Raw genomic sequence first — 20,496 nt, 5'->3', positions numbered from 1 at the left:
GCGCGCAACTCGTGAACATGAGGAGAAGGACGATGACAAGGAATTACGCGGGCGGGCGCCGGGCGCGCCGGGTACGGGCGCTATCGGGGGTTGTGCTCGGGGTGGGGGCGCTGTTCCAGGCCGGCGTTGCGTTGGCGGGGCCGCTGGTGCGTACCAGCGCCTTCAAGGAGGCGACATCATCGCAGGTGCGGACCATGCTGGCCCAGGATAATGGGACAGTGCACGGCACGATCGTCTCCTATCGCGGGTCCGTGGCGCAAGTCACGGTCGTGGTGCCGCAGCCCGAGTTTCCGTTCCCGAAATTCGAGGTCCGTCATGTCGATAATCCGACGCTCGAGTTCCGGGCCGGGACGACCGTGAAATTCACGTTCATCGATCGCGTCATGGGCTTTAGCCACAGCTTTCAGATCACGCGCAAGGCCCCGCCATTTCCCATGTTTCCGAAGATCCAGCCGGTGTTGGCCGGGACCGAGCTGTCACCGCCGCCCAGGGACGGGAAGTCGGTGTACGCGGATTTCACCTGGCGCCCGGCGGCCGGGCACTACTATTACCTGTGTGCGATCCCCGGACATGCCCAGATGGGCATGTCCGGGGAGATAATCGTGAAATAAGGGATCGGAAATCCGGGGGCGGCCGGCCGTGGCCAAAAAAGGGGGGCTCGTTGCTGTGCGGGCGGGGGCCCGGACGTTACCAGAGACAAGGGGGGTGGGATATGGCGGGTGGGAAATCACAGGGTTCTCTGGAGATGCTCCGCCAGGGTGTCGCCCTCTATCGGCGGGGCTTCGCGCTCTTTACGACGGAGTTCGTGGTTTTGCAGCTGGCCACCATGCTGATCTTCGCGCTTTTGGCATCAGCCCACATCCTGCCGGTGGGCACGCCGTCGACGTGGTCGGCGGGTTTGCGTCTAGCCCTGTTCTCCTGGGGTCTGGCGGTCGTGGCGGTTGTCTTGCAAATGGGCCTCATGCGCAGTCTGGCGAACGTCGCCGATGGCCGCGACGCCCGCTTTATGGATCTTTTGTGGGGTGTGAAGCGCGGCGAGGCCTGGTTGCTCGCGATCATCTTGCAGGTCCTGGCCCTTGTGGTCTTCCGGGTCTTGGCGTGGTTTACGGCCGCGAGCGGTATGCAGGCGACCGGCAATCCCCATCACCCCGTCGTCCTGCTCGATGGCCCATTGTGGCCGTTCCTGTTTCTGCTTGCCGCGGTCCTGGTCCTGGGGATTTTTGGCAACACCGTCATCATGGCCATGGCGCTCGCGGCCCGTTATGCGCTTCCGGCATCTGCGGCCCTGCGCGCCGCTTTAAAGATCTTCCGTCGCGGCTATCGCCGCTATCTGTTCCTGAATTTCGCCGGCATCGGAACCTTGATGGGGGTGGGCCTGACGATTGCCGCGATCTCGGTCATGCTCCTGATCCTTTTGCACTTCCTGGGCGCAGGCCCCCTCAGTCACGCCCTGCGCGCCTTCGTTTTCCTGGCGGCCTTATGCGCGATCGTGATCGCCGCACTGATGTGGGGCGTGGTGTTGCTGGCCGCCTTCGTGATCGCGGGCGGCCTGGTCGGGCCTGCCGCCACGCCCTGATCGGGCCCGGTCGTGCGGCGGCCCATCAGATCATGACCAAAAGCGCGTCCGGCCCATCGACCTCACGGTGTCACCCACATTCCGGGGCGCACAGGCCCGTTGTGCCTGCCGGGCAAGCCGCACATTGTAGGTTGGATGACCCAGAGCCCGCCAAGGAGCGGGGCATCCGGTCCAACCCCGGGAATTCCCGTTTTTTGTCTGTAAGGCGGCCATAGGCCGAGGCGGGGGAGGATATCGGGCCCGCGTCCCCGACCCATGGCCAGGCGGCCATCCTTCCCCGCTTTCCGGGATCACCGCATCCTGTTCAAACCCTCAATCTGCTCGTGCCTATCGGTGTGGCCCGGGGCCTCGGCGTTCCCGGGCCGTCCTCGATGGGCTGGGGCGCGGCCGCCGCCCCCGCCGCGTCCTGGCGCCCGACCGCGACAGTCGTTTTCGCGAACGATCATTAATCGATAATTTGCTGAATTGCAAAAATAGAAAATAGTTAGGATATATAAAAAAACGCAATAGGACATTTTTCGCAGGGCCTGGATACACTGGCTGCGCAGGCGATCGGCAGGGAATCACAATCATAACAAAGTGGAGGAGATCATGAAACGAATGGAGAGTCGTTCGGGTCTGTGGCCGGGCCACCTGATCATGCTCGTGGTCGGCTTATGTCTGTTTGTGGTGGGAATGCATCCGGCATGGGCCGCGACGGTGTCGACTGCGGGGGATGGGGGTGCGGCGGCGTCCTTGGCGCAGATCGCGAAGGATCTGGCGCCGGCCAAGCCGTTTTTCGTGACGAGCGACGGGAAATGGATCGCGCCGCTCATGTATATCGGCTCGTTCGCGCTGCTGGCCAATGGCCTCATGCACCTCGATCCGGCGCGCAAGAAGGCAAGCGAGTTTGGCGTGGGTATCATCACGGCGACGGCCGGTATCATGTGGTGGCCCTTTCTGATCGCGATGATGGTAGCGCAGGGGCTTGGACCGCTCACGAACCTCGTGACCGGGCTTGCCGGCATGTACGCGTTCTTTTTCACGGCCCTTGGGCTGACCCAGATCTTTCGTGTCGAATCGCGCCACCAGCTGGGCGCGGTCGCGATCTTCATAGGGTGGCTCACGGGTGTGTATGCCTACTTCTTTCTGACGACACCGGCCCCCACGGGGGGCACCTGGATGTATCACTTTACCATAGCCCTGGTATGGTTCGTGGCCATGAATCTCGCGGGCCTGTATATGCAGGGGCGGATGAGTGAGCGTGTCCTGGGGTGGGTGGTGTCCTTCGCCGCCGTCTATACGTTCGCGGTGCCGGGGGTGCTTTGGTCCATGCCGCCCGGTCATCAGGGGCCTTTCTAAAACAGGGGGGATGCAGCATGATGCCTTGGACATTGGTGGAAATTGCCGTGGCGGGATGGGTGATTGCCGTGGCGCTATGGCTGGTCGATTAGCGGTGCGGCAAGGCCCGATCCGGGGTGACGGGATGGAGGGGGAAGTGGTCCAGGATGGGACGGACCGCATGAAGCGCTTGTAGGGAAAAAGAAGGGCGATGGGAGGTATTGACCCGCGGCCGGCATGATCGCCGACCGCGGGTTTCGTTTGCCGGGCACGACCGCCATCGCCCGCCGTTACGGTGGATTCCACATGATGCGGCCGTGCAGCAATTCTCAATGTGAAGTGACGCCGCTTCAGAAACGGGGTAGCGGTCGATCTACAGGGTTTGCGTGAGTCTCTGTCGGACGTTGGGCACGAGGGGATAGAGCCATATCCGCTTAGGGCTTACCCCATGGCGTGTGTGTTGGCGGTCTTCGCGGCCGCGGCCCGTGGTGAGGCCGACATCAATCCAGTTGGCTACGCGGTAACAATGCGGCCGCGGCCCGTGGTGAGGCCGACATCAATCCAGTTGGCTACGCGGTAACAATGCCCGGTGAAGCGAGCGGGGTCGACCAAGGTCTCGGCCAGGAGGGGGCGTATGCCGTAGGCGGCCGTCCAATCGGTGGTAACGGTGCGTAACGCGAGCGCCAGCACATGACTCGCGAGGTTGGGAACCCGCACGTGGGGCAAGATCAAGAAGCGGGAGTTGCAGATGACAGACTGCAGGTGCTGAGCGCGGGTGGCATCGTCCCAGCCGATCCACTGATCGCGTCCCTTCAGGCGCCAGGCCGGCGAGGAGAACTGCAGGCAGCCCAGGACCCTGGGATGCGGGGATGTCGTTTGGATCAGGTAGCGGAGATGGGCGCCAAAGGGCACGCGATGGCCAAGGTAATGATGGCGCTCGATGAGCGTGCGCCACAAGGTCCGCTCTCCTGGGGTTGCCACGCGCTGAAGCCTGATTGGCTGCAGGGTGGCAAGCGGCGCGTCGAGCGGGGCTGACTCTGGGTCCGGGCTGACCGGAACCGACGACCCCGCCCCGCGCGGGCGACCGGACTTCAGCGCGGGCAGGCCGATCAGTCCCGCCTCCTGCATCCGTTCAAGGAGGGCCCGGCATTCGATCGTCTTCGGTTGTCCATTAGGGCGCTGCCAGCCCAGGAGCTCGCACACCGTCTGTGCCAGCTCATGGCGGCTTAAGCGACCATAGCGGGTTGCCAACTCGACGATCAGCGCAAGCTCCGCCGGTTCCAGTGTGTGGCCGCAAAACCGAAGGTCACTCATAAGAGCTCTCAGCTGCTGTCGGGCGCGTCGATTGTGAGGCCCTTCAGCATGAAGTCGAGCAAGGCCTCGAAACTGGGAAAGCACAGATACCGGGTCAACGCCCGGATATCGTCAAAAAAGGTCTGACGGGTGGGGAGGCTCGCGCGCAGCAACTGGACCTTCCGGTAGGTCATCTCCTGCACGGTGTGCCACAGGAAGGCGAGCAGATTCAGGGTCGCCAAAAGGGACGAGAGATGGCGCTTGCCGTGTCCGAAATTGTGTTCGAAATGGTAACCCTTGGTCTTTAGGGTGTTGTTAGCGCCGTTCTCGATGCCCCATCGCGCCCGAGCGGCGCCCGCAAGGATGGCGACGTTACCGGGGTGAATCGTATGCCGTGTGACCCAGGCGTTGTGGTACATCGTTTGGCCCGCGGCATCGGTGGTGGTCAGTTCCAGCCAGTTCACACAAAGCGCATCCTCGTGGCCGCGCAAGGGGAGCTCTGACGCGAAGCGATAGGTGTCGGTAAAGACCTGCTTACCCTTGCGGCGCGTGATCTGATGGGTCGTCACACCCCCCGAACGCGCAAGGCTCTCGACCCACTCGTACAGCGTGGGATGTGAGCTGGGTTTGCAGACCAAGAGGAAGTCTAACCCCGCCGCCAGGATCTGCTCGCACAGGGGTTGACGGCTATAGAGGTCGTCGCCGAGCACGGTGACGTGCTGATCCCGGTAGTGGGCGGCGGTCGTAAGCCAGCGCTTGGCCGCCGCCGTCTCGCAATCCTGCTTGTCGTGACCGTCCTGGACGGCTATAGAGGTCGTCGCCGAGCACGGTGACGTGCTGATCCCGGTAGTGGGCGGCGGTCGTAAGCCAGCGCTTGGCCGCCGCCGTCTCGCAATCCTGCTTGTCGTGACCGTCCTGGGGGACGATGAATTCCGGCGCCAGGGGAATCACCCGGCTTAAAGTCGGGGTCACGATCACCGGTGTGATGACCGTATGCTGATAGCTCACAGAGCCGTTCTGGTGCTCGATGCGCGTGCATTGCGGGCAATGGATGGTAGGGGAGGAGTGATAAGCCGTCCCATCCAGGGCGATGAGGAGCTGGCCCGGACCGCTTGCGCAGGCATCGAGTGCCACCCGAAAGGGATCGATGTGGCCGCTCGCGTTCAGGGCCTGAAATATCTGCCGCAGGCATCGAGTGCCACCCGAAAGGGATCGATGTGGCCGCTCGCGTTCAGGGCCTGAAATATCTGCGTAAAGAGCGGGAACAGGTGAGCAGGCGCCACGGGATCGAGCATCGTGCGCACACAATTATCCGTCGGGATTTGACTCATGCCCAAGAGCGTCTGCGCGTTGCTTTGGCCACGGGTCTGCTCCATCGTCCTCTGATAGGCCAGAAACGACGGGCTTTGCGTCAAGAAGATGGCAAAGGCCGCCAGCGCTGCATCTTCCATGCTATAGACGCCGTTCTTCCCCGTCCGTTTGTCGGGAGCCGCCCGCATCACTTCTTTGAGCGATTCCACTAAGACATTGAGACTCAGGGGATTTTCGGTAACAAGATCCGTCACGCCGCGCTCGCGTACCATGGCCCAGCGCTGTTATACCGCAGACCGCACCTTTTGTCCAGCCTTCACGGTCATTGCCACATTGAGAATTGCTGGCGGCCGTGGCTTGGCCTTGACACCGCCAAGCATCGGGGTGAATATGAATATATGACGCCTCTTGTCCATACGCTTGTGTGCCCCGGTCGCCGGTTTGAGCGACTGCGGGCGTATTCCGCCCTGTAATATCCGCTAATCCTTCGTCTCGACTTTTCATTGTTTTCGCTTGGGGTGGTAGCGTGTCCATCTCCGATTTCTCGAGGAATCTGCGACTGCGTCGCGCCTGCCGGGCCGTGAGTAACGGTTGCCCGGCAGTTGTTGCCGCCGACCACGGCATGAGTCGCACGGACCTTGGGAGATGCCATGATGTTGGAGACACCGCACGACAAATACCGGCCCTTTGCGCCGGTGAATCTCACGGATAGGACGTGGCCCGGGCGTACGATTGAGACCCCGCCGGCCTGGCTCAGTACCGATCTGCGCGACGGGAACCAGGCCCTGTTCGAGCCCCTGAATATCGACGCGAAGCGGGAATTCTTCGAACTGCTGTGCGCGGTGGGCTTCAAGGAGATCGAGGTCGGTTTCCCGTCGGCGTCGCGCGCCGATTTCACCTTCGTGCGCGACCTCATCGAACGGCGTGCGGTACCGGACGATGTGACCATAGGGGTGCTCACGCCGGCACGCGCCGATCTCATCGACCGTTCGATAGAGGCCCTTGCGGGCGCGCGGCGGGCGATCGTCCACCTCTATAACGCCGTATCGCCGGTGTTTCGCGACGTGGTGTTTCGCAAGACCAGGGCCGAGGTCATGGCCATGGCGGTCGATGCCGCGCGCCGCATACGGGCGGCAACGGACCGCCGTCCGGAGACGCAATGGGTCCTGCAGTACAGCCCGGAGGCGTTCAGCGCCACGGAATTGGACTTTGCGAAGGCGATCTGCGATGCCGTCGTGGAGGCGTTCGGCGCCACGGATGAAGCCCCCTCGATCATCAATCTGCCGGCAACCGTGGAGGTGGCGACACCCAATGTCTTTGCCGATCAGGTGGAATGGATGCACCGCCACATCGCGCGGCGCGAGGCGGTCATTTTGAGCGTGCATCCGCATAACGACCGGGGTTCCGCCGTGGCGGCCGCGGAGCTCGCGATGATGGCGGGCGCGGAACGGGTGGAAGGTTGTCTCTTTGGCAACGGCGAGCGTACCGGCAACGTCGATCTCGTGACCCTCGCATTGAACCTGTATACGCAAGGGGTCGCGCCACGACTGGATTTTTCGCGACTCGACGAGATCGCGCGCACGGCCTCGCGTCTCACGCGTCTGCCGGTGCATCCGCGCCACCCTTACGTCGGGGATCTCGTGTACACGGCGTTTTCCGGGTCTCATCAGGACGCGATCCACAAAGGTCTGTCCGCGCAGCGCCCGGATGACCCCTGGAACGTGCCCTATCTGCCGCTCGACCCCAAGGATGTGGGGCGCGACTATCAGGCGGTGATTCGCGTAACCAGCCAGTCGGGCAAGGGCGGCGTCGCCCACCTCCTGGAGGCCTGCTATGGGATCGTGCTGCCGCGCCGGATGTTGATCGGATTGGGCGCGGCGGTACAAGCGCGCGCCGATGAGGGGGGAGGCGAGATCACGGCGGCCGATATCTGGAACATCTTTTGCGACCGTTACCTGAAGGATCCGCAAGCGGTCCGCTACCACGGCCATGATCTTGAGACCGGCGTCGACGGTGATCGGGTGCGACTGCACCTTGCCATTGGCGGGCAGACCGTGCGCTACGAGGGGTACGGGAACGGTCCGCTGGACGCGGCGTGCCGGGCATTGCCGGGGGCGATGCGGTTATGTCACTACGAGGAGCGGGCGGTGCGCGCCGGGTCGGACGCGCAGGCCTTGGCGATCGTGGAGGTGGCGGGCCTCGAGGACGGCCGGACGGTGATGGCCGCCGGTCTACACGAGAGTCTCGTGACGGCCTCGCTGATGGCCCTGGTCCGGGCGTGGGCCGATCTGGCGGCCGGTGCCGCGATCGCTGGCAATGGGTCCCATATCGCCCTCGGGGGGGCTGCGATGGCCCCTCAGGTGGGGTTGCCATAGGTCTCATACAGACTCTGAAAGGGCTTGCTATCGTTGCGCACTTCGGATGTCTCGCGCACAGACGGCAAGGAGGAGCGCTATGAGAAAGCAGTTAGCGGCGGTGGGCAGTTCCCTGCTTTTGATGACAATGTTGACGGCCTGCCACCATAAGCCGAGTGGTGGCGCCACCCATGGGTCAGGGACGGCGTCGTCGTCGGGGACCGCGGGCGGCGCCGGTGCCAATGGCGGCGGGACAGGTACGCCCGGCGCCGCCGGTGGTGGTGCCGGCAGCAGCGGGACGACCGGGGGCACGGCATCCTCGGGCGGCGGTACGGGGGCCACGGGCGGTGGGAGCGGATCCACGGGTGGCGGTACGGGGTCAGCGGGCGGCGCCTGACGCGGACTACGGTGTCGGAGAGGCGCGAGGCAAGGGCCGCGTGCTTCTTGTATCCCGGTTCTTGGGCGGCCTATCCCGGGGGTCTCACGGCTTGGGGTCGCGCGGCATGGCGCCGGTTCCGGCAGGGATGGTGTCTGGACTGCGGACGGGATATGCGGGTGTGGCATGGAGCGTCAATATTCCTGAGTCAATATTCCTGACCGGAGATGGTGGCCGGTCAGTGCGGGCCCTAGCCTGCCGGGCAGGCTTCAGGGGGTCTTTGGAGGGGCGGGGGGACCGGGCCCCCCGCCGGCCTCGTGGCCGTATGCATTGTACGCGCGCCCGCGTGGCGAACGCCTGGATGGCGGCCGGCGGTGCCTATCGTGAGGCGTTGCCGTGTCTGGTCGTGCCCCAGGCCTAGCCGTCGCATGGCGGGCGCTGGTATGCTCGGCCCCGTACAAAGGGGCTACGATGCGGTCAGGGGATACGGTTGTCGGGGTTTTGAGGGTCATTCGTGACACGGCCATAAACGTTATATTAAGGCCCGTGGCGTTCTTCGAGACGATGCCGAAACGGGGCGGATTTCGGACCCCGTATGTGTTCCTGCTCGTCATCGGTCTGCTCGATATGGTGTTGTTGTCCCTCTTTGAGGCATTGGCCGTCGGACCCGCGGCGGGGCTCGCGTTCGCTGTTCATGCCTTCGTGCTCGCGCCGTTGGCGTTGACCCTGTCGGGTTTCGTGCTCACGACCGTGTTTTTCGTATTCTGGAGGCTCATGGGTTCTGGGCAGTCCTATGAGACCGCCTACCGTACGTTTGCCTACAGCTACGCGATTTCGCCGGTGACCACGGTCATGGGCTTCGTACCCTACCTGACGCTCGCCGGGTTGTTCTGGTGGTTTGCGCTGCTTATCATCGCGAGCGTCTATGTCCATGGCATAGGTCGGCTCAAGGCGACCGCCGTGTTCGCCGCGCTCGGGCTTGCCATGACCATCTTTGTCACGCGCGCCGAGCACTATGTCCTGCATCATGGTCTGGCGCACCCGGTTGCCCACATGAGCCGACCGGCCGCCCAGACTCGCATGCCCCCCTCGTCGATCTAGGGCGTTCCTGCGAGCTCGGCGAAGGCCTTCTCCTGTGCTCGGCAAGAAGGAGGGACGAGTCTGACGGAAATCAGGTAAGCTCGTGGTTTCCGGTCCTCTACGAGACGACACCCATGTATCTCCACATTGCGCTCGCGCCGCTCATCTCCCTGATCGCCGGCGTCCTCATTCTCGTTGTCCCGCGCCTACTCAACTACATCGTGGCCATTTATCTGATCGCCATCGGTATCCTGGGAATGATGTACGGGGGATGAGGCGCGTCGTCGCGCTCTTGTTATGGGGGGGCGACGACGGCCCACGCCGCGGTCCGTCCGCCGGCCCTGGGGGCGCGACTTGCGCTCCGTGGTTTCGGGTCTGTCCAGGCCTGCGCCGGCTGCCATGGACGGCAAGGGCAGGGGCGGGCACATTTCGCGTATCCCAGGCTCGCGGGGCTCGGTGTCACCTACCTTTTCAATGCGCTTCGCTCTTTTGCCGACGGCAGGCGCCTGAATGGCATCATGACCCCCATCGCCCGCCGTCTTTCCGTGCCCGAGATGCGCGCGGTGGCGCAGTACTACGGGGCTTTCGCGCCCCATCCTCCGCGGGTCGCGCATCGCGATGATCGTGTCCGCCTGGCCCATGGCCGGCACTATTATGAACACGGCGATCTCGCCGACCGCGTGGTGGCCTGCGCCCGCTGCCATGGGCCGCGCGGTCGCGGTCTGGGCGCGAGGTTCCCCTGGATCGCGGGACAGCCGCAGGGCTATCTCAAGGCCGAGCTGCGCTCCTTTCGGGCCGGGGCACGGCGTGGTCCGGGACCGGGACTCATGCGCGCGGCGGCACGGCCCTTGAGCGATCGTCAGATCAACGATATCGCACTCTATGTGAGTGTGCTGGGCGCGTGGCCGCGCCTGCCCGTGCCGGTCACGAGCGCCCCCTTGCCCGCGGTGGAATCGCGGGTCTTCGTTCCGCCACGTCGTGATGCGATCCCGCCCACGCTTTTTGGTGACGCCGTCTTGCGCGGCCGCGCGATCTTCGATCATACCGGCCGTTATGCGCGACCTTTCGTCGGTAATGCCCTATCCTGCGGCGACTGTCATCTGGGAGAAGGACGGGAGGCCGGCGCCGGACCGTTGTGGGCGGCGGCCGCCTTGTTCCCGCGGCTCTACCACGGGCACATGACGACACTCGCGGCGCGCATTCAGGCGGCCTTTGTGCAAAGCGAGAACGGACGCGCCCCGCCGCTTGACAGCCCGGTCCTGACGGACCTCCTCGCCTATGTGCATTGGATGAGCCGCGGTGAGGCCATAGGCGCGCGCACGCCCGGGCGTGGCTATGCGCCCGTTGCGCGACCGGAACGTCGTCTCGATATTGGACGCGGCGCTAGGCTTTATGTTCAGCAGTGCGCCGTGTGTCACGGTGAACGGGGGCAGGGTACGCGATATACTGGGCGTTTCATGTTTCCCCCCGTGTGGGGGCCACGGAGTTTCGGGCAGCGCGCAAGCCTCGCCCGAAGGGCGGTTTTGGCGGCCTTTTTGAAGGACACCATGCCCTATGCCGATTCCGGTAGCCTGACAGCCGGGGCGGCCTATGATCTGGCCGCATTTCTGGACGCCCGACCGCGGCCCCGCTAACGGGTGGGTGCGGATGCCGATCTGCCGTTCTTGCAGGAGGACAGTGTCATGCAGTGCCTTCCCGGATTCTGCCCATGAAAGTCATCCCCGCACGGCTACGCTCACTGCAGGCGCGATTCGCGACGGTGGCCGAGGAAGTATTGAGGCCGCACGCCGCCAGAGTCGACCAGGAGGCCCAATGGCCCGCGACAAGCTTCGCGGCGTTGGCGGACGCGGGCCTCATGGGGCTGCATGTCCCGAAACGGCTGGGAGGGCTGGAGGAGGGCTTCTCGGCCCTGGTGATGGCGACCGAGACCCTGGCGCAGGACTGTGCGTCTTCGGCGTTATGCTACGGCATGCATTGCGTAGGCTCGGCGGTGATTGCCGCGAAGGCCACGCGCGACCAGGAGGAGCGTTATCTCGCGCCCATCGCCCAGGGGCGACACATTACCACCCTGGCGCTATCCGAGTCCGCTCATGGAGCGCACGCCTACCTCGCCGATACAGAGCTGCGACAGGACGGGCCCGATTATCGGGTGCGCGGCACCAAGCAATTCGTGACCAATGGCTCTCACGCCGACTCCTATGTGGTCTCGACGCAGGCCAGCGAACCGAACGAGCAGGGCGAATTCTCGTGCGTCCTCGTCGATAAGACCGCGACCGGCCTGTCCTGGCTCGAGCCATGGAACGGCATGGGCCTGCGCGGCAACTCCTCGCGGGGGCTGCGATTGGACGACGTGCGGGTGCCGCGCGCCAACCGGCTCGGCGACGAGGGCGACGAGGTATGGTATTTCTTTCAGATCGTCGCCCCGTATTTTCTCACGGCCATGGCCGGCACCTACAACGGCATCGCCCAGGCGGCGTTGGCCAATGCCCTTGCGCACGTGCGCGAGCGGACCTTCAGCCATTCCGGAGAGTCGCTTGCGCGCGCCGATATGATCCAGGATAAGGCGGGGGTCTTGTGGACGCGCGTTCAACAGGCGCGCCTGCTGGCTTATCATGCCGCCGAACTGGCCGATGCCAACGATCCGGACGCCTTGCCGGCGATCCTGGCTAGCAAGGTGGGTGCCGGCGAGACGGCAGTCGAGGTCGCGACCGAGGCCATGGCCTTGTGCGGGGGCGCGGCGTATCGCGAGAATGCCGTGCAGGCGCGATTGCTGCGCGATGCGCACGCCGCGCCCGTGATGGCGCCGCCGTCGGCCTTGCTGCGTTTGTGGACCGGGCGCTTATTGCTCGGACTGCCGATCCTTTGATGGCAGGACACGCGGCGCTGTTTATCGACGATCGCGCGCGGGAGCGGTCTACGGATCCCCTTGCGGAGCGGGCACGAACCGCAGCCGCGGCGTGCCAGGTATCATTCCAACGGGTTTTCATCGAATCGGCCGATAATCTCGCCGGCACCATGTCCGCGGCCCCGCTGGTGGTGCTGTTGGCCCCGGGCGTGACGCCGCTATTTGCCACGGCACGCCGTGCCCGTTCTTTGTGGCCGGACGCGCTGATCGTATTTCTGGCCCCCGCGCTGCGCCTTCTGGTCTTACAAAACGAGCTCACGGTGCGCGGTTTGTTCGGCGATTTGTATCGGATGCAGGACACGGAAAGCGCAAATCTGGCCGATGAACTGGCCGGTCATATGGCGGCCGCCATCCGCCGCCACGCGCGCAGCGCGACCGTGGAGGCCATCAACACCCGTCTGTCGCGCCAGATTCCGCAGCCCGCCAACGTGCGCCGGCTCCTGCAGTCGAACCAGTACCTGGCGAGCGTGCTGCTCAATGCCCCGGACGGCATCGTGTTTCTCGACGCGCATGGCACGATCAGTCTCTGGAATGACGGCGCGATGGCGATGTTTGGCTATGACGAGGACGCCGCCGTCGGGCGGCCGCTCGACTTTCTCTCGTGCCCGGGGGGCGCGAGGGATACGCCCACCCTCCTTTCGGTGTTGGCGGAGGTCATGGACGGACATGCCGCGATGCGGCGTGACATCAGCCTATGCAACGCCGTGGGGCAGCGGGTCGACGTGGATGTGACCCTGGCCGAGGTCGGTGACGAGGGCGGCCGGTGTCTAGGTTTCGCGCTCTTCATGCGCGACGTCACCGCCCGCAACCGCTATCAGGAGTCGCTGGCGGCCGAGCGCGAACGCCTGCTCGTGACCTTGCGGAGCATCGGGGATGGGGTCATCACCACCGACACCGCCGGCCGCGTGACCCTCCTGAACCGCGTCGCCGAGACCCTCTGCGGATGGCCGCTCGCCGACGCCCTGGGTCAGCCGCTCTCGCGGGTCTTCCGGGTCGTTCAGGAGCGCACCCTGGAGCCCCGCGAAGATCCGGTGAGCCAGGTGCTGCGCACCAATGCCGTCATCGAACTCGCCAACCATACCGCCCTGATCGCCCGCGATGGCAGCCGCCGCCTGATCGCCGATAGCGGGGCCCCGATCCGCGATGCCGCGGGACGCATTACCGGGGTCGTGCTCGTGTTTCGCGACGTGACCGAGAAGCAGCGTATAGAAGATGCCTTGCTGCGCGCCCGCCAACTGGAGGCCATCGGCTTTCTCGCGGGCGGCATCGCCCATGACTTCAATAATATTCTCACGGCGTTGTTTGGCAATATCAGCCTTATGCGTCTGCATGTCCCGCCCGACTCCCCGGTGCTGGCGCTCCTGGAGCAGGCGGATCAGGCCTTTTATCGCGCGCGTGATCTCACCCAGCAATTGTTGACGTTTGCCAAGGGCGGGGCGCCCTTGAAGAGGACCGGCTCCCTGCGGGCCCTGATCGAGGATACGGCGCGGTTTCTGCTCCATGGGACCAAGACCGTGACATCGTTCGCGTTTCCCGATGATCTGTGGAGCACGGAATTCGATCCGGGCCAGATGTCGCAGGCTTTGTCCAATATCCTGTTGAACGCCATCCAGGCCATGCCCGCGGGCGGGACCATAGCCGTGGGCGGGTCCAATGTCCGCCTGCGTCCTAATGAGGTGCCGCCCTTGAAAGAGGGCCCGTATGTCCGGTTGTTCATCGAGGACGAAGGGCCGGGTATTCCCGAGGCCGATCGGGAGCGGGTGTTCCACCCCTATTTTACCACCAAGGAGTCGGGGACCGGCCTTGGGCTTGCCACCGCTTACTCCGTTGTGCAGCGCCACGGTGGCCATATCGGCATCGGTGACAGCCGTCGTGGCGCGCGGTTCGAGATCTATCTGCCGGCCGCCGATACGCATCCCGCCCCCGCCCCCGCCGGCGACGAAAGGCGTGCCCGTGGGGAGCCCGACGGGGGTCGCGGCTACGTCGTGATCATGGACGATGAGGAGCCGGTGCGCAGCGTGTGCGCCGATATATTGGGCCATCTGGGTTACGAGGTGGAGTCGGTCGCCGACGGGGAATCGCTGGTCTCGCTGTATGGCATGCGGCTCGCCGAAGGTCGCAGGCCCGATGCGGTCATCGTCGACCTCACGGTGCCGGGCGGCATGGATGGGCGCGAGGCGGCACGCCGCATCCTCGCCATCGACCGCGACGCGCGCCTGCTGGTGTCGAGCGGCTATTGCAATGATCCGGTGATGTCCGCCTACCAGGATCACGGGTTTGTCGGCGTGATCGCCAAACCCTATGATGTACGTGAGTTGGCGGCGAATCTCGCGCGGGTGGTGCGCGCCTCGCACGACAAGACCTGATCGTTCCGTCGCGGAGGCGGCTTGTGGCACGACTGCTGGTCGTCTTGGGTATCGTTCTGATCATCGCGGGTCTGGCATGGGAGGCGCGCCGTCGCCTGCCATGGCAACGGCTGCCCGGGGACTTGGTGCTGCGTGTAGGCGATATCCGTATCCATGTCCTGTGGGCCGTGTCACTGCTTTTGAGTGTGGTCTTTAGTCTTTTGCTGTGGATTACACGCCGGTAGTGGTGGCCCCCAACGCCTTCAAGGGGACCTTGTCGCCCCTTGAGGCGGCGCGCGCCATGGCCCGCGGTGTGGCCCAGGCCTGTCCGGGGCGCCCGGTGCGGCTGCAGCCCATGCCCGATGGCGGCGACGGGACCCTTGAGGTCCTGGCGCGCGCGCTGAAGGCCGATATACGGTTTTTCGATGTCCCGGACAGCTGCGGTCATAGGCGCGCGGTGCCCTTCGGGTTGATCGCGCGCCGCCAGGGGGCGGTGGCTCTCATCGAAAGCGCGCAGGTGATCGGTCTTTCCGGGACTCGTTGTCCATTCGTGGCACGTTCCACGGAAGGGCTGGGCCGGCTTGTGCGCCATGTCCTTGATGGCGGGGCGCGTACCATCTACCTCGGCCTCGGGGGTAGCGCCACATGCGACGCCGGTGTCGGACTGCTGGCGGCGCTGGGGGTGCGTTTCGCGGGTCTCGGGCACCCCGACCTCGAGGTCCTGGACCGGATAGGCGGCGTGGACGTCACGGGCCTCGATCGTCGGTTGGCGCATACCCGGCTGTTCGTTTTGACGGATGTCGTAAACGGCCTCGCCGGTCCCTCGGGGGCCGTATTGTTTGCCGCGCAGAAGGGCGCTACGCCGGCGCTGCTCGCCGACATCGACCGCCGCCTGCGCCATGCCGCCGATCGTCTGGAGTCGGCGTTCGCGGCCTCTGTCCGGGAGCGCCCCGGAAGCGGGGCGGCGGGTGGCCTCGGTTTCGCGTGCGCGCTGCTCGGCGCACGTCTGGTTCCCGGTGCCGCCATGATCGCGCGTCTGACCGGCCTGTCCGCGGCCATCGAGACCGCGGGCCTGGTCTTGACCGGCGAGGGGGCGTGCGATGCCCAGACGGTTTACGGGAAGGGGCCGCAGCTGGTGGCGGCCCATGCGCGCCGCTTCGGCCGGCCGGTGTACCTCGTATGCGGGCGGATCGACGACTCATTTACGCCCCTTGCCGGACAGTTCGCGCGCTGCGCGAGCCTGCCGCCCGGCCGATCCGCGGCCTCGGCCTTGACGACTGCGGTAGCGGCCCTGCTTGGCGCCTGAACCCGCCCCTTTCCTTCCCGGGCTTTGCGACTACGCTTAAACGAGGGCCGGGCAGTCGTTCCCGACGACTCGCAGTCCGGCTTGCGCGCATCGTTTCTTGGAATGAAGTGAGGATGTCATGACACCCGAACAAGCCACCGCCAGCCTGCACGGCCTATTGCGTTTTATGTTGAACAAGAAGGCCTCCGATCTGTTTTTATCCGTCGATTTCCCGCCCGCCATAAAGCTCGACGGCAAGATGACGCCGGCCGGCCAGCAGCGCCTCACGCCGATCCACACCAAGGCGTTCGCCCACGCCATCATGAACGACAAGCAGCGCCAGGAATTCGAGGCCGAAAAGGAATGCAATTTCGCCATAAGCCCGCCCGACATCGGCCGGTTTCGTGTCAACGTATTCGTTCAGCAGGGGCATGTGGGGCTGGTGTTGCGGACGATCACCAGCAAGATTCCGGCGTTTGATGACCTGAAGCTTCCCGCGGTGTTGCGTGATGTGTGTCTTACAAAGCGCGGCCTCGTGATCCTGGTCGGCGGCACCGGTTCCGGGAAATCGACCTCGCTTGCGGCGATGATCGATTACCGCAATGAACACTCCCACGGTCATATCATCACCATCGAAGACCCCGTGGAGTATGTGCACCGCCACAAGAACTGTCTCATTACCCATCGCGAGGTCGGGGCTGACACGCATAACTGGTTCGCGGCGTTGAAGAACACGCTGCGCCAGGCCCCGGATGTGATTTTGATCGGCGAGATCCGGGATCGCGAGACGATGGAATACGCAATCGCCTTTGCCGAGACCGGGCACCTGTGCATGGCCACCCTGCACGCCAACAGCGCCAATCAGGCCCTGGACCGGATCGTGAATTTTTTCCCCGAGGAACGGCGCAATCAGTTGTTGATGGACTTGTCGTTGAATGCGCGCGCCATCGTCTCCCAGCGGCTCATCCCGCGCGCCGACGGACAGGGGCGCGCGGCGGCAGTCGAGGTCTTGCTCAATACGCCCTTGGTGGCGGATCTGATCTTCAAGGGCGAGGTCCATTCCTTGAAGGAGGCGATGGCGAAGTCACGCGAGCAGGGCATGCAGACCTTCGATCAGGCGTTGTTCGACCTCTACGAGAATGGCGCCATCAGCTATGAGGATGCGCTGCGCAATGCCGATTCCGTCAACGAGCTGCGGCTTGCCATAAAGCTGCGTGGAAAGGGCGCCCCGGGGGCTGCCCAGGGATCTCCGGAATTTCGTGTGATGGCCGACCCCGAACCCCCCTCCACGCTGACCGAGGCCGGTTAAGGGGAATGGCACTTACTTAAGCCGCAGCGACTTGAGCGCGCGGGGCTAAGCGTTTGAAAGTTATGAGGTAGGTTGACCGGGATTGGTACGATGTCTGTTACCAGGCATCCACCGGACCAACCCCGAGGCCAACCTTGAGAGAGCGTAATGCCAAGTTTCATTCCAAGCAACATCGACAGCAGATTAGCCGACGCGCACAGCGGGTCGATGCGGTCGGCTTTTTCAACCTCCTTACCGGCCCTGAGTTGCTCAAAGTGACGGAGGCGCACCTGCCGGAGCATCGCGAGCGGCTGTACCCGCCGACGGTGGCGCTGTCAATGTTCATGCGCCAGGCGCTGGATGCCGATGGCTCGTGCCAGAAGGCGGTCAACGGCTGGGCGGCGCAACGCCGCGCCGAGGGCTTGAGCGTCCAGAGCGTCCGAACAGGCGCCTACTGCAAGGCACGGGAACGCTTGCCGGTGCCCATGGTGACCGGCCTGACGCAGGCCGTCGGTGAACTCATAAGCGCGCGGGCGAAGGCGGGTTGGCGCTGGCGCGGACGGCACGTGAAGCTCGTGGACGGCACCGGGATCTCGATGCCCGATACGCCGGAGAACCAGGCCTGCTATCCGCAGCCGAGCAGCCAGGCCGCGGGGTCGGCTTTCCATTGGCGCGTGTCGTGGGGGTGATTTGTCTCGCGACCGGCGCCGTGATCGATGCGGCGATCGGCCCGCAGGCCGGCAAAGGCAACAGCGAGTTGGGGCTTTTGCGCACGCTCGGCGCCGCCTTCTCCCCGGGCGATGTGATGCTCGCCGATGCGCTCTACTGCAACTACTTCTTGGTCGCGACCATGCTGGCAGCCGGTGTGGACGTGCTGTTTGAACAGAACGGCGCGCGCCATACGGACTTTCGGCGTGGCGTCTCGCTTGGGGCCCGCGATCACCTCGTCCGCTGGACGAAATCGAAGACCCGGCCCGAGTGGATGAGCGCAGAGCAATACGCGGAATTTCCCGACGCATTGACGGTACGGGAAGTCATGGTGGACGGCCAAATCTCGGCGTGGCGTCTCGCTTGGGGCCCGCGATCACCTCGTCCGCTGGACGAAATCGAAGACCCGGCCCGAGTGGATGAGCGCAGAGCAATACGCGGAATTTCCCGACGCATTGACGGTACGGGAAGTCATGGTGGACGGCCAAATCCTGGTCACTACGCTGCTCAATCCGCGCCAGGTCAGAAAAAACGCCCTCGACCGGTTGTACGCGCAACGCTGGAACGTGGAGCTGGACCTGCGCAACATCAAAACCACGCTCGGCGTCGACGTCCTGCGCTGCCTCACGCCGCGGATGGTCGAGAAGGAGCTGTGGGTGCATCTGCTCGCCTACAACCTGATCCGTCTGCTGATGGCGCAAGCGGCACTCGATGCCAGCGTTCATCCGCGGCAACTGAGTTTCAAGCATACCGTGCAGTTGTGGACCGAATGGACCACGCACCGTGTCGATCTGGGCGCTGATCCGGACACCTTGTTCCGGCTCATCGCACAACTCACCGTCGGCAATCGGCCCGGACGAATCGAACCACGGGCGCGAAAACGAAGGCCCAAGCCTTATCCCTGGCTGAAAATGCCTCGCGCCGAGGCCCGTGAACAAGTACGCAGATATGGGCATTTGTAGTGCTACGGGCTTAAGTAAGTGCCATTCCGGTTAAGGGGACACGAGCCGTTTGTCCTGGACGTCGCCGAGCTGCGCATTCTCGTAACCGAACTCGCGATCGAAGGTCTCCTTGAAGATCGCTTTGTGGACGTCCCCGATGCTGAGGATGCCCACGAGGCGACCATGGTCGGCGACCGGGATGCGGCGGATCTTGTGCGCGAACATGACCGATACCGCGCGCAGTATCGGGTCCGTTGGGGCCACCGTGAACACGCGCTTGCTCATGAGGCTGTCGACATGCAGGTTCAGTACGTCGCGGTACTCGGCCTCCAATTCCTCGAAGTGCGGCGTCTGGGCGAGTCGCAAGGCCTCGTCGACCTTGGGGTACATGGCCCGCAAGACATCCTTTTCGGAAATCACACCGACGATCGCGCCGTCGTCGTTCACGACTGGCAGGCCGCTGATGCGGTGAAAGCACATCAAAATCGCCACGTCGCGAATACGCGTATCGCCACGGGCGGTCCGAACATTGGTGGTCATTACGTCTTTGACTAACATGGCGCCTCTCCGTACCCACCCGGGTCTTCCGGGAAGGTGGTTGGTTAATGCCCGATCTCGGCCAGCAGCTGCGCCATCATGCGTTGCGCCTGACCCAGATAGCCCCCACCCGCGAGGTTCAGGTGGTTCAGTACATGGTACAGATTGTAGAGCGTTTTGCGCACTTGGTATCCGTTCTCGAGCGGAGCGGCCTCGTCATAGGCCGCATAGAACTCCGGAGAAAACCCGCCAAAGAGCTCGGTCATGGCGAGGTCGGCCTCTCGGTCCCCATAATACACCGCCGGATCGAAGACGATGGGGCGCTCGTCGTTGGCGAGACAATTGCCCGACCAGAGATCTCCGTGGAGGAGGCTCGGGGTCGGTTTGTGGTTCTCCAGCAGTATCGGTATCACCTCGACCACTTTGTGGCCAAGCTCCTGAAGGACGCCATCGTGGCCGTTCTCGCGGGCGAGGTCGAGCTGAAAAAGGATGCGGCGGTCACGAAAAAACGCCGCCCAGTCGGCGTGCGGCGTGTTGATCTGCGGCGTGGTCCCTATGGTGTTGTCACGGTACCAGCCGAAGTAGGGCGAGTGGCGGGCATGCAGGGCCGCCAGCGTATGACCCAGCTCGATATCATCCGACTGGGTACGCGCGGACAGATCGAAATGGTTCAGGACAAGATAGGAGATCTCGTCGGTGGCGCCCCAGCAGACCGGTCGGGCGACGCGCACGGTGAGGGTGTTGGCAATTTCATGGAGCCCCAGGGCCTCGGCGCGAAACATCTCGATAAAGCCCGGAGCATTGTGTTTGACGAAGTACGACTCCGTGTCGTCGCTTAGTATCGTCGTGTGATTCAGGGCCGATACATGCGCCTCGCGGACCACGCGCGCCATGAAGGGCTTGCCTGTCACCTGCGATATTTGCTGGGCTATGGCACCCCAACTAACCATGACGACTCCCGGCGTTTCGCTCTCTATCCTCGTGCTCGGTCCCTATCTTACGGCCTTGGGCTTGATATTCAATGGCCCGACCCCACTGAGCCCATGGTAAGCCTGTTCGCCGCTTGTGCTACGCCTCCCGCCGCGCACGGGATTATACCAACGTTGCGTAGTGCGTATACCAAACATCCAATGTTGGCGGCAGGCATCATGGAAGTCGTTGTCGAGCATGGCAAACG

Annotated in this window: 17 protein-coding genes and 3 pseudogenes; 14 read left to right on the top strand and 6 right to left on the bottom strand. The window is 64.2% G+C overall.

Annotation, left to right across the window (positions count from 1 at the left end; translation table 11 throughout):
- Nucleotides 1–32: 32 nt before the first annotated feature.
- From C4901_RS14015 to C4901_RS14005, 3 genes are all read left to right on the top strand, one after another.
- Nucleotides 33–611, top strand: coding sequence for a plastocyanin/azurin family copper-binding protein (locus tag C4901_RS14015; RefSeq protein WP_110137862.1), 579 nt, complete (start codon nucleotides 33–35; stop codon nucleotides 609–611).
- Nucleotides 612–745: 134 nt separating this feature from the next.
- Complete coding sequence (locus tag C4901_RS14010) at nucleotides 746–1,576, top strand: hypothetical protein (RefSeq protein WP_110137861.1); 831 nt, start codon at nucleotides 746–748, stop codon at nucleotides 1,574–1,576.
- Between the two features lie 591 nt (nucleotides 1,577–2,167).
- Nucleotides 2,168–2,917, top strand: a complete 750-nt coding sequence (locus tag C4901_RS14005; protein ID WP_145960747.1) for a hypothetical protein — start codon at nucleotides 2,168–2,170, stop codon at nucleotides 2,915–2,917.
- Nucleotides 2,918–3,409: 492 nt separating this feature from the next.
- Here C4901_RS14005 and C4901_RS14000 read toward each other — a convergent pair whose 3' ends face one another.
- The 4 genes and pseudogenes from C4901_RS14000 to C4901_RS13990 all read right to left on the bottom strand — a co-directional run bounded on the left by C4901_RS14000 (nucleotide 3,410) and on the right by C4901_RS13990 (nucleotide 5,754).
- Nucleotides 3,410–4,210 carry a Druantia anti-phage system protein DruA gene (locus C4901_RS14000; protein WP_205736033.1) on the bottom strand — a complete coding sequence of 267 codons (801 nt, stop codon included), beginning with the start codon at nucleotides 4,208–4,210 and terminating at the stop codon, nucleotides 3,410–3,412.
- Between the two features lie 8 nt (nucleotides 4,211–4,218).
- The gene (locus C4901_RS13995) at nucleotides 4,219–4,899 is read right to left on the bottom strand and encodes a hypothetical protein (RefSeq protein WP_110137859.1); all 681 of its coding nucleotides are present in this window, start codon (nucleotides 4,897–4,899) and stop codon (nucleotides 4,219–4,221) included.
- Nucleotides 4,900–5,050: 151 nt separating this feature from the next.
- Nucleotides 5,051–5,365, bottom strand: a pseudogene (locus C4901_RS19570) (ISNCY family transposase); the annotation flags it as partial.
- Nucleotides 5,353–5,754 carry a hypothetical protein gene (locus tag C4901_RS13990; RefSeq protein WP_145960745.1) on the bottom strand — a complete coding sequence of 134 codons (402 nt, stop codon included), beginning with the start codon at nucleotides 5,752–5,754 and terminating at the stop codon, nucleotides 5,353–5,355. The pseudogene C4901_RS19570 and the gene C4901_RS13990, both read right to left, overlap by 13 nt.
- A 399-nt stretch (nucleotides 5,755–6,153) precedes the next feature.
- Here C4901_RS13990 and leuA point away from each other — a divergent pair, with 399 nt between their 5' ends.
- From leuA to C4901_RS13935, 11 genes and pseudogenes are all read left to right on the top strand, one after another.
- A complete protein-coding gene (gene leuA, locus C4901_RS13985) occupies nucleotides 6,154–7,875 on the top strand; it encodes a 2-isopropylmalate synthase (RefSeq protein WP_370445987.1) in 1,722 nt (573 codons plus the stop codon).
- 901 nt (nucleotides 7,876–8,776) lie between these two features.
- Complete coding sequence (locus C4901_RS13980; protein ID WP_168185752.1) at nucleotides 8,777–9,331, top strand: YIP1 family protein; 555 nt, start codon at nucleotides 8,777–8,779, stop codon at nucleotides 9,329–9,331.
- 113 nt (nucleotides 9,332–9,444) lie between these two features.
- Nucleotides 9,445–9,585 (top strand): DUF3096 domain-containing protein, encoded by a 141-nt coding sequence (locus C4901_RS13975; RefSeq protein WP_110137855.1) that lies wholly within the window; start codon nucleotides 9,445–9,447, stop codon nucleotides 9,583–9,585.
- Nucleotides 9,586–9,828: 243 nt separating this feature from the next.
- Entirely contained in the window at nucleotides 9,829–10,944 is a 1,116-nt protein-coding gene (locus tag C4901_RS13970; RefSeq protein ID WP_110137854.1) for a c-type cytochrome, read from the top strand.
- A gap of 74 nt (nucleotides 10,945–11,018) precedes the next feature.
- Complete coding sequence (locus C4901_RS13965; RefSeq protein ID WP_110137853.1) at nucleotides 11,019–12,176, top strand: acyl-CoA dehydrogenase family protein; 1,158 nt, start codon at nucleotides 11,019–11,021, stop codon at nucleotides 12,174–12,176.
- A 149-nt stretch (nucleotides 12,177–12,325) separates the two neighbouring features.
- Nucleotides 12,326–14,581: a PAS domain-containing protein gene (locus C4901_RS13960; RefSeq protein WP_168185751.1), complete on the top strand. Its 2,256-nt coding sequence runs from the start codon at nucleotides 12,326–12,328 to the stop codon at nucleotides 14,579–14,581.
- A 23-nt stretch (nucleotides 14,582–14,604) separates the two neighbouring features.
- A complete protein-coding gene (locus C4901_RS13955; protein ID WP_168185750.1) occupies nucleotides 14,605–14,805 on the top strand; it encodes a DUF2905 family protein in 201 nt (66 codons plus the stop codon).
- On the top strand, nucleotides 14,787–15,866 hold the full coding sequence (locus C4901_RS13950) for a glycerate kinase (RefSeq protein ID WP_110137850.1): 1,080 nt from the start codon (nucleotides 14,787–14,789) through the stop codon (nucleotides 15,864–15,866). The genes C4901_RS13955 and C4901_RS13950 overlap by 19 nt, the downstream gene beginning before the upstream one ends.
- 118 nt (nucleotides 15,867–15,984) lie before the next feature.
- Complete coding sequence (locus tag C4901_RS13945; protein ID WP_110137849.1) at nucleotides 15,985–17,154, top strand: PilT/PilU family type 4a pilus ATPase; 1,170 nt, start codon at nucleotides 15,985–15,987, stop codon at nucleotides 17,152–17,154.
- A gap of 209 nt (nucleotides 17,155–17,363) precedes the next feature.
- Nucleotides 17,364–18,088, top strand: a pseudogene (locus C4901_RS13940) (IS4 family transposase); the annotation flags it as partial.
- A gap of 153 nt (nucleotides 18,089–18,241) precedes the next feature.
- Nucleotides 18,242–18,803: pseudogene (locus C4901_RS13935) on the top strand (transposase); the annotation flags it as partial.
- 30 nt (nucleotides 18,804–18,833) lie between these two features.
- Here C4901_RS13935 and C4901_RS13930 read toward each other — a convergent pair.
- Together C4901_RS13930 and C4901_RS13925 are read right to left on the bottom strand one after the other, a co-directional pair.
- Nucleotides 18,834–19,340, bottom strand: coding sequence for a CBS domain-containing protein (locus C4901_RS13930; protein ID WP_110137847.1), 507 nt, complete (start codon nucleotides 19,338–19,340; stop codon nucleotides 18,834–18,836).
- A 44-nt stretch (nucleotides 19,341–19,384) separates the two neighbouring features.
- A complete protein-coding gene (locus tag C4901_RS13925) occupies nucleotides 19,385–20,269 on the bottom strand; it encodes a fructosamine kinase family protein (RefSeq protein WP_110137846.1) in 885 nt (294 codons plus the stop codon).
- Nucleotides 20,270–20,496: the final 227 nt, after the last annotated feature.

It is taken from the genome of Acidiferrobacter sp. SPIII_3, from assembly GCF_003184265.1.
Lineage (GTDB): Bacteria > Pseudomonadota > Gammaproteobacteria > Acidiferrobacterales > Acidiferrobacteraceae > Acidiferrobacter.
Note: the sequence above shows the minus strand (reverse complement) of the source record. Positions and strands in the feature narration are given on the sequence as shown.